The organism is Acidimicrobiia bacterium (assembly GCA_040880805.1).
Lineage (GTDB): Bacteria > Actinomycetota > Acidimicrobiia > IMCC26256 > DASPTH01 > DASPTH01.
This window is the reverse complement of the sequence record JBBDHW010000055.1, coordinates 62,910-71,336: the sequence shown is the minus strand read 5'-3', so window position 1 is coordinate 71,336 and position 8,427 is coordinate 62,910. Positions and strand designations below refer to the sequence as shown.

The 8,427-nt window shown below is 68.5% G+C and carries 9 protein-coding genes, 1 tRNA gene and 1 pseudogene; 7 read left to right on the top strand and 4 right to left on the bottom strand.

Going from position 1 to position 8,427, the window contains the following annotated elements:
* A partial coding sequence (locus WD271_14780; GenBank protein MEX1009092.1) for a hypothetical protein occupies window positions 1–304 on the bottom strand: 304 nt, incomplete at its 3' end.
* Between the two features lie 138 nt (window positions 305–442).
* Here WD271_14780 and cysS point away from each other — a divergent pair.
* The 3 genes from cysS (at window position 443) to WD271_14765 (ending at window position 2,662) form a co-directional block, all read left to right on the top strand.
* A complete protein-coding gene (gene cysS / locus WD271_14775) occupies window positions 443–1,804 on the top strand; it encodes a cysteine--tRNA ligase (protein ID MEX1009091.1) in 1,362 nt (453 codons plus the stop codon).
* Window positions 1,801–2,574: a 23S rRNA (guanosine(2251)-2'-O)-methyltransferase RlmB gene (gene rlmB, locus WD271_14770; GenBank protein MEX1009090.1), complete on the top strand. Its 774-nt coding sequence runs from the start codon at window positions 1,801–1,803 to the stop codon at window positions 2,572–2,574. The genes cysS and rlmB overlap by 4 nt, the downstream gene beginning before the upstream one ends.
* A gap of 15 nt (window positions 2,575–2,589) precedes the next feature.
* Window positions 2,590–2,662: transfer RNA gene (locus WD271_14765), tRNA-Thr, on the top strand.
* A 44-nt stretch (window positions 2,663–2,706) separates the two neighbouring features.
* On the opposite strand, the gene WD271_14760 is transcribed toward WD271_14765, so the two are convergent.
* Window positions 2,707–2,982 (bottom strand): hypothetical protein, encoded by a 276-nt coding sequence (locus WD271_14760; protein ID MEX1009089.1) that lies wholly within the window; start codon window positions 2,980–2,982, stop codon window positions 2,707–2,709.
* A 99-nt stretch (window positions 2,983–3,081) separates the two neighbouring features.
* Here WD271_14760 and WD271_14755 point away from each other — a divergent pair, with 99 nt between their 5' ends.
* The 4 genes and pseudogenes from WD271_14755 (at window position 3,082) to otsB (ending at window position 5,795) form a co-directional block, all read left to right on the top strand.
* Window positions 3,082–4,158 (top strand): Zn-dependent alcohol dehydrogenase, encoded by a 1,077-nt coding sequence (locus WD271_14755; GenBank protein ID MEX1009088.1) that lies wholly within the window; start codon window positions 3,082–3,084, stop codon window positions 4,156–4,158.
* Window positions 4,159–4,241: 83 nt separating this feature from the next.
* Window positions 4,242–4,499, top strand: a pseudogene (locus WD271_14750) (DUF3263 domain-containing protein).
* The gene (locus tag WD271_14745; GenBank protein MEX1009087.1) at window positions 4,496–4,984 is read left to right on the top strand and encodes a LytR C-terminal domain-containing protein; all 489 of its coding nucleotides are present in this window, start codon (window positions 4,496–4,498) and stop codon (window positions 4,982–4,984) included. The pseudogene WD271_14750 and the gene WD271_14745 overlap by 4 nt, the downstream one beginning before the upstream one ends.
* Window positions 4,985–5,009: 25 nt before the next feature.
* A complete protein-coding gene (otsB, locus tag WD271_14740) occupies window positions 5,010–5,795 on the top strand; it encodes a trehalose-phosphatase (GenBank protein MEX1009086.1) in 786 nt (261 codons plus the stop codon).
* Here the strand turns inward: otsB and WD271_14735 are convergent.
* Together WD271_14735 and WD271_14730 are read right to left on the bottom strand one after the other, a co-directional pair.
* The gene (locus WD271_14735; protein MEX1009085.1) at window positions 5,779–7,155 is read right to left on the bottom strand and encodes a trehalose-6-phosphate synthase; all 1,377 of its coding nucleotides are present in this window, start codon (window positions 7,153–7,155) and stop codon (window positions 5,779–5,781) included. The genes otsB and WD271_14735 overlap by 17 nt on opposite strands.
* A complete protein-coding gene (locus tag WD271_14730) occupies window positions 7,152–8,405 on the bottom strand; it encodes a glycosyltransferase (GenBank protein ID MEX1009084.1) in 1,254 nt (417 codons plus the stop codon). The genes WD271_14735 and WD271_14730 overlap by 4 nt, the downstream gene beginning before the upstream one ends.
* Window positions 8,406–8,427 lie beyond the last annotated feature (22 nt).

Sequence of the window (8,427 nt, the reverse complement as noted above, 5' to 3'; positions counted from 1 at the left end):
GCGCGTTCTTCGTGGCCGGACACGCGTCGAGTGCCTTCACCGTCTCCAGCGCGGCTTTCGCTTCGCCGGTTGAGGACCCACCGGCTCGCGCCAACCAGTCAGCGGGCGAGGCGTCCCCCCGCTCCCGATGCGCGCCGCACTCCGCGGCGCCCGCCGCTGCCCGGGCGCTCGCGGTGTCGCAGACCTTCGCCGCGCGGGCCAAGCGTTCCGCCAGCGCCGCGCAGTCCTGTCCCGAGTACCGGCCGGGCTCGAACGCAGCGAGAGCGCCGCACAGCGCATCGGCGAGCTGACGGATCCCGGGCACCACACCTTCCTCTCGAAGCCTGCTCGAAGCAGAAGTCTGCGAGGGGAAGTCACGGCCCACTCTAGTCGAACACATGTTCGTGTCAACCCCCAATTTGTCGACCGGCTGGGGAGAGCGTCGCAGGTACCCTCGACGGCTATGGCCGTCCGGATCCGCGACACGCTGTTGCGCGACACCGTGGAGCTCGTTCCCCGCGAGCCGGGAAAGATCTCGATGTACGTGTGTGGCCCGACCGTGTACGACGTCCCGCACGTCGGCCACGCTCGTTTCGCACTCGTGTTCGACGTGATCCGCCGCTATCTCGAATGGAGCGGTTTCGAGGTCACCTACGTGAGCAACGTCACCGATGTGGAGGACAAGATCATCGCTCGCGCCGCCGAGCGCGGCACCACCGAGCCCGAGCTGGCGCGTCAATACGAGGACGCCTGGTTCCACGAGATGGAACGGCTCGGCGTGCGGCGTCCCGACCACGTTCCACACGCCACCGAGTACATCGATCGGATGATCCACCTGATCGCCGAACTCGTCGACCGCGGCCATGCCTACGTGGTCGAAGGACAGGGCGTGTACTTCGCCGTCGAATCCTTCGAGGGTTACGGCGCGCTGCCCCACCGCACGCTTGTCGAGCTGCGAGAGTCTGCCGGCGCGCGGGTCGACGTCGACGAGGCGAAGCGGAGCCCGATGGACTTCGCGCTGTGGAAGGCGGCGAAGCCGGGTGACCCGGTGTGGGACTCACCGTGGGGCAAGGGCAGGCCGGGTTGGCACATCGAGTGCTCGGTGATGTCTCTCGACCTGCTCGGTGAGGGCTTCGACCTCCATGGTGGCGGCGACGACCTCGTGTTCCCGCACCACGAGAACGAGCGCGCGCAAGCGGCCGCGGCGGGCCACGAGTTCTCGCGTCACTGGATCCACAACGGAATGGTCACCATCGGCGGAGAGAAGATGGGGAAGTCGGTCGGCAACTTCACGACCGTCGCCGACGCCATCGACGCGCACGGCGCGCGCGCGTTCCGTATGGCGGTGCTCCAGACGCACTATCGCCGTGCGGTCGATCTCGGAGCACCCGAGCTCGCCGCCGCCGAGCGAGCCGTCGAGCGCCTCGACGCGCTGGTTCGGCGCGTCCCCGACGAGGTGAGCGGCGCCCCGCTCGACACGGCGACAGTCGAACAGTTCCGCGGCTCGATGGACGACGACTTCAACACGCCGAACGCGCTCGCTGCGATCTTCGAAGCGACGTCGCGCGCGAATCGAGCGATCGACCGCGGTGACCTGGAGGTCGCCGCGTCGTTGGTCGTGACCGTCCGTGAGCTCGCGAGCGTGCTCGGGATCGAGCTCCACACTTCGATCGAGGACGACGCAGAGATCGACGCACTCGTCCGTGAGCGTGACGAGGCCCGTGTCACGCGCGACTTCGCGCGTGCCGACGAGATCCGCGACGAGCTCGCGGTGCGCGGGATCAAGCTCGAGGACGGACCGCGCGGCAGCACCTGGCATCGATGACCCCGCGCGCACGGGAGCAAGGCCGGGAACGCGAGAAGCGCGATCTCGGCCAGCAGGTCGAAGGCCGCCGTGCGGTGCGGGAGCTTCTCGTCGCGGGCAAGCGCCGGGTCAACGAGATCTGGCTCTCGGGCGATGCCGAAGAGATCGAGGAGCTCGCCGAGGACGCGCACGCTCGAATCCGGCGTGTGCCCGTCGATCAGCTCGAACGGCGAGCGCGCACCGATGCGCCCCAGGGAGTGGTCGCCTTCGCGGCGCCGATCGTGCCCGCCGACGTCGACGCGCTGCTCGAGGATCCGAAGGCGTTCCTCGTCGCGCTCGACGGTGTGACCGATCCGCAGAATCTCGGCGCGGTGATTCGCACCGCCGAGACTGCCGGTGCCACCGGCATGCTGCTCCCGCGCCACCGCGCAGTCGGGCTTACGCCGGCAGTTGCCAAGGCCGCCGCGGGCGCGCTCGAGCACCTACCGGTTGCGTTCGTGTCCGGGATACCCGGTGTGCTCGAACGCGCCGCGCGCGCCCGCGTGTGGTGCGTCGGCCTCGACGCCGAAGGCGACACTTCCGTGTTCGAGCTGCCCGTCGCCGATCAACCACTCGTGCTCGTCCTCGGTGCCGAAGGCCGTGGCTTGTCACGACTCGCGCGCGCACGGTGCGAGGTGGTCGCATCGATACCGATGCACGGCCACATCGAATCGCTCAACGTGAGCGCCGCTGCCGCGATCGCGTGTGCGGAGATCGCGCGAAGCAGAGCGACCCATGGGGAAGGCGAGTAGTAACCTGGTTGCCTCGCCGGGTTAGCTCAGTCGGTAGAGCACTTCTCTTGTAAAGAAGATGTCGTCGGTTCGATTCCGACACCCGGCTCCCGAATCGTTCGCTCGCCGCGCTCGCTGCGGCGCAGGGCCTTGCTACGCGTTGATGGTCGCGTCGAGCCGCGTGCGGACCTCACGCAGGAACTTCGTGCTCGCGGTCGTCGAGACGCGGCCGAGCGGTAGCTCGATTGGCTCGCCCCAGTCCGTGCCGTTCCGGACGTCGGCATGGCGCGCCGTCGCCGATTCGTGGAAATGCAGGAACGCGCGTCGCTTCACGTAGAACACGCCAGGCTTCATCTCGTTGAGCTCGGGCAACCGGCGGAGGCCCTCGAGGATGCGGGCGAGCTCGTCAAACTTCTCCGTCCGAGGCACCCGGGCATCCTCGCGCGAACCTGCCCTGGGAGAACGCGTGCCATCCGTGGCACCATGGGCGCCGAAGCATCCGGGCTACCGGGGTGAGAGGAGCGAGCGATGAGGGCTGCGATCCTGCAGGCATACAACGAGCCGTTGGTCGTCGAGGAGATCAAGCTTGCCGATCTGGGCCCGCGGAGCGTGCGCGTGCACGTGGACGCGAGCGGTGTGTGCCACTCCGACCTCAGCGCCCAGCAGGGCAAGGTACCGATGGGCACGCCGTTGATCCTCGGGCACGAGGGCGCCGGGACCGTGCTCGCCATCGGTCCCGAAGTTGCTCGCGTGAAGCCCGGCGACCGCATCATCGCGTCGTTCGTCCCCGCGTGCGGCAACTGCTTCTTCTGCCTGAACGACCAGTCGCAGCTGTGCGAGGGCATGGGTGCAGTCGGCTTCGAGACCAAGGGCACGCGCCCCGACGGCTCCGACATACGGGCGATGACCGGTCTCGGCACGTTCGCCGACGAGATGCAGATCGACGAGTCGATGTGCGTGAAGATCGAGACCGATCTCCCTTCCGAGCAGCTCGCGCTCATCGGCTGTGGCGTCACCACCGGCGTGGGCGCGGCGCTCAACACCGCGCAGGTCAAGCCCGGTTCGACCGTCGCCATCATCGGTTGCGGCGGTGTCGGCCAGTCGGTGCTCCAGGGCGCGCGCATCGCGGGCGCGTCGCGAATCTTCGCCGTCGACCCGGTGGAGCTCAAGCGCAAGACCGCTGAGCAGCTCGGGGCGACCGACCTGATCGATCCGGCCGACGGCGATCCGGTTCAGCAGGTCAAGGAGCTCACCGAGGGACGCGGCGCCGACTACGCGTTCGAGGTGATCGGACTCCCGGAGACGATCCAGCAGGCCTACGCGACGGCGCGCCGCGGTGGTACGGCGGTTGTCGTCGGCATGTCGGCGTTCGACGCGACGGTCACGCTGTCCGCGATGGAGCTCTTCTACGGGTCGAAGGCGCTCCTGGGCTGCATGTACGGCGGCGCGCAGGTGCGGCGCGACTTCCCTCGGCTCGTCGGCCTGGTGGAGACCGGACGTCTCGACATCGGCGCCATGGTGTCGCGGCGGATCGCGCTCGACGAGATCAACGACGCCTTCCGCGCCATGGAAGCCGGCGAGGTCATCCGCAGCGTCATCGTGTAGGAGCGTGAGCGACCCATGTGCTGGGCGGGCAAGGCCGGAAATGCTTGACCCAAGGGGCCTGGGCGACCAGGATCGTGCACCTGATGGGCCTCGCGGCACGCGATCGTGCCATTCTCGACTTCGAACGATCCTGGTGGACCCGCTCCGGGCCGAAGGAGGCCGCGATCCGTACCGAACTGGGCGTCTCGGGCACCCGCTACTACGAGTTGCTGCGGGGCTTGCTCGATGATGCGTCGGCCTATGCCTACGACCCGTTGACGGTCAAGCGGTTGCAGCGCGAGCGCGATCGCCGCCGCCGCGGCCGCCTCGACCGCACGCGCGCCGACCCGGAGTCTCGGTGACGGCGCCCGCACGAGGAGGGCCCGGCCGCGGTCAGGCAGTGCCGAGCGCGTTCCGTGGCGCCGCGCTCGTGTTCGTGGCCGTGGTCGTGGGGATCATCGGTCTCCAGATCCTCGACGACACTGGCGGGGGGTCTACCCCGAGCCCCGGGCCCGCGTCGACGACCACGCTGCCCGCCGGTGAGCGGCCGAAGCCGCACAAAGCCACTGACGTCACGATCAAGGTCTACAACGCGTCCGACGTGCAGGGCGCCGCGCAGTCGCTCAGCGAGAAGCTCAAGGGCTTCGGGTACAACACGCTTCCGACGGCGAACTTCAACACGACGCGCAAGGGAACGGTCGTCCAGTGCCGGTCGGGGTTCGAGGGCGACGGCGTGGTCATCGCCGTGTACGGGATCGGCGCAGGCGCGACCTCAGAAGCGTTCCCGTCCGATGTACCCAAGGACTCAGAAGACGCCGACTGCATCGTGATCTCGGGCACGTTATAGCCGCGTCCGCTTGCGCCATCCCCGTGTGACCGTCCCGCCCGCGCTCCAGCCCCTCGTCGAGGACGCCCGCCACGCGGTGATCCTCGTCGACTTCGACGGTTCGCTGGCTCCGATCGTCGCCGACCCCGCGAGCGCGCGGCCGCTTCCCGCAGCGCGCGAGGCCCTTGCCGCACTGGTGCCGCTCGTCGATCGCGTCGCGGTGGTGAGCGGACGCCCGGTTGCGTTCCTCGTCGACGCGCTCGGCATCGACGGGATCGTCTACGCCGGGTTGTACGGGCTCGAGCGGATGGTCGACGGTGAGGTGGTGGTCGATGCTCGGGCCGAGCCCTGGCTCGAGGTGATGGCCCAGGTTGCGCAAGACGCCGATGATGCGTTTCCCGATCTCCTCGTCGAGCACAAGGGTCGGGTGGCGGTCACCATCCACTGGCGCACCGCGCCTTCGCTCGCGACCGAGGCGCAGGCGTTCGCCGCCGGGCTCGCCCGGCGTTACGACCTCGGCGAGCCGCTGCGGACTCGGATGGCGGTCGAGCTACGGCCGCCGGTTCCCGTCGACAAGGGCACGGTCACCGCCGAGCTCGTGACCGGTGCGTCGGTCGCCGTGTTCGCGGGTGACGACGCTGGCGATCTCGTCGCGTTCGACGTGCTGACGCGTCTCGCCGAAACGGGCGCCGTCGCGCACACGGTACGGATCGGCGTGCGGTCCGCCGAGGCACCGCCAGGCATCTTCGACGCCGACGTAGTGGTCGACGGCCCCGAAGGGTTGGCGCAGGTGCTCGGTGATCTCGTGAGCGGGATCAGCGCGCGTGGCTGACGAGCGCGTCGAGCCAGGTGCGAGGGGTGTGCGCGAGCACGAGCTGCCGGAGCCGCGTGGCGCGCGCGCGCCGTTCGTCGTCACCCATCGAGAGCGCGAGATGCAACGCGTTCGCGGCTTGCTCGACGTCGAAGGGGTGCACCGCGACCGCAGCTTCGTGGAGCTCCGCGTACGCGCCGGCCTCGGGTGAAAGGCACAGCACGCCGTCGCGCCGGTTCACGAGCGGACCCTCCTTCGCCACGAGGTTGAGTCCGTCCTTCAGCGAGTTCACGACGAGCACGTCGTAGCGGGTGAAGCCGGCGACGCTTCCCTCGAAGTCGTCACGCGTATCGACGATCACTGGTTGCCAGCTGTCTGTGCCCCAGCGTTCGTTCACGCTCGCTACCGCATCTTCGACCTCCTTCTGGTAGGTCACGTACTCGGCGAGGTTCTCGCGCGACGCGGTGAGCATGGCGACGAACACCACGCGCTCGCGCCACTCGGGTCGCTCGGTGAGAAGGTGGTCGTACGCGATGAACCCGCGAACGATGTTCTTCGCTGGATCGATGCGGTCGGTTCGGAAGATGAGCTTGCGGTCGCCTGCGAGCGTGTCGAGCTCGCGCGCCGCCTCGGCGACGGCATGGGAGGCCGCGTGGTGGGCGAACGCCTCTGGATCCGGCCCGAGCGGTGCGGTGAACCAGGACTCGCCCGAGAGGTCGCGGCCGAGTACCTCGTGGACCGACGCGACGTACTCGCGCGCCCAGCGAGCGGTGTGGAAGCCTGCCGGCACCGACGCGAGCGACTCGCAGAGCGCCTCGGCGACACGGTCGGGCAGCACGCGGATCGAGCTCGGTCCGCAGAAGGGTGTGTGCGTGAAGTACGACACGAGCAGGTCGGGGCGTGCCGCGCGCACCATTCCCGGCACGAGCGCGAGTGGATAGTCCTGCACGAGCACGGTGTCACCATTCGGCGCGTGCTCGAGCACCGCATCGGCGAAGGCTCGGTTCACGGCAACGTACGCGTCCCATGCGACCGAGAACGACTCGTCGAACGTGGGGTTGCGGATCAGCTCGAAGAGGCCGTGGAACAGGAACCACAGGATCTCGTTGGACACGACCTCGTAGTGCAGCTGATGGATCGCGGCATCGAGCTCGACGAAGACGACGTTGGTGTCGAGCACGGGAACCTCGGCACCGTGCAACACCGCGCGGTCGCCGTCGCTGAGCGCAGCCGAAACGCAACGCGCGCCGGCGAGCGCGTCCGTGGAGGTCGCGAGCGCGTGCAGCGTGCCGGCGAGTCCGCCCGGTCCGCGGTTCGCGACGATGCCGCCGTTCTCTTCGAACGAGAACAGGTATGGCCCCCGGTGCGAGACGACGATCACGCGCGTAGTTCCGTGAACAGCCGCAGCCAGTCTTCGAGCTCGCGCGTCGAGAGGAAGTTGTTGCGCACGTGTTCGCGTCCTTGTGTGCCGAGCGCGTCGGCGCCGACGGGATCGGCGAGGAGATCGATGGTGCGGCGCGCGCACTCGTCGATCGAATCGACGAGATAGCCGTCGTAGCCGTCGAGGATCTGCAGCTTGATCCCGCCGGCGCGGCCGCCGACGACCGGCCGCCCCTTCCAGAGGGCTTCGCTCACGGTGAGGCCGAAGCCCTCACGCAGCGACTTCTGCACGACGACATTGGCGACGCGCTGGAACGCGTTGATCTGTACCGAACCCACCTGATGCAGGTTCGAGAGGAGGAAGATGTCGCGATCGCCCGCGCGTGCTGCCTCGGTCTCCTCCCACACGCGAAAGCCTTCGGGATCGTCGGTGGCCATCGATCCTGCAAGCACGAGCTGCGCGTCGGGGACCTTCTCGCGCACGATCCGGAACGCCTCGATGACACCGACCGGGTCCTTCCAGGGGTCGAACCGGCTCACCTGGCACACGATGGGCCGGTGCACGTCGACGCCGTACTGGCGGGTGAGCTCCTGACAGAACGGCATCGCCAGTTCGAGGTTCTTCACCGAGAGCGGGTCGATACACGGTGGTGCCTGCACGATGCGGGGCATCTCGAGCGATGCCGGCACGAACTCCGACATGGTCCAGACCGACGCGTCGTACTGCTCCACGAAGGGGCGGAAGAACTCCCACACTTTCGGGTTCGCGTCGGTGAGGTCGATGTGGCATCGCCACACCCAACGCGCATCGTGCAACTTCGAACCGAACCGGTCGCGGAGGAGGCTGAGGATCGCCGCAGGCTGCGGGTCGTGCACCACCACGAAGTCGTAATGGCCGTCGAAGAGCAGCGCGTTGTCGAGGATCTTCTCGACGTAGGCCTTCTGCATCTCCGGGGTCCAATCGAGGTCCGCGCCCTGGAGCGCGTTGTGCACGCTCTTGGTGATGCCGAAGAACTGGTCGCTTCCCTGCATGACCTGCCAGTCGGCGTCGATCCCGACGCTCCGGAGCAGCGGTACGTGCGTCGCCAGCAGCTCGGCGACGCCACCGCCGTATGCCGTGGCGTTGAGGTGGAGGACCTTGGCTCCTCGGAGCGGCTCGGCGAGCCGCTGGATCCGGTCGACGACCTCGACCCCTACCACGCCGGCGTAGTCGGCGAGCTGCTTCTCGAGGAGGGGGACGCGATCGAGCAAGAAGCACTCCCGTCGGGGACAT

Coding starts and splice junctions, on each gene's coding strand:
- cysS (MEX1009091.1), top strand. CDS start 443: ATGGCCGTCCGGATCCGCGACACGCTGTTGCGCGACACCGTGGAGCTC.
- rlmB (MEX1009090.1), top strand. CDS start 1,801: ATGACCCCGCGCGCACGGGAGCAAGGCCGGGAACGCGAGAAGCGCGAT.
- WD271_14755 (MEX1009088.1), top strand. CDS start 3,082: ATGAGGGCTGCGATCCTGCAGGCATACAACGAGCCGTTGGTCGTCGAG.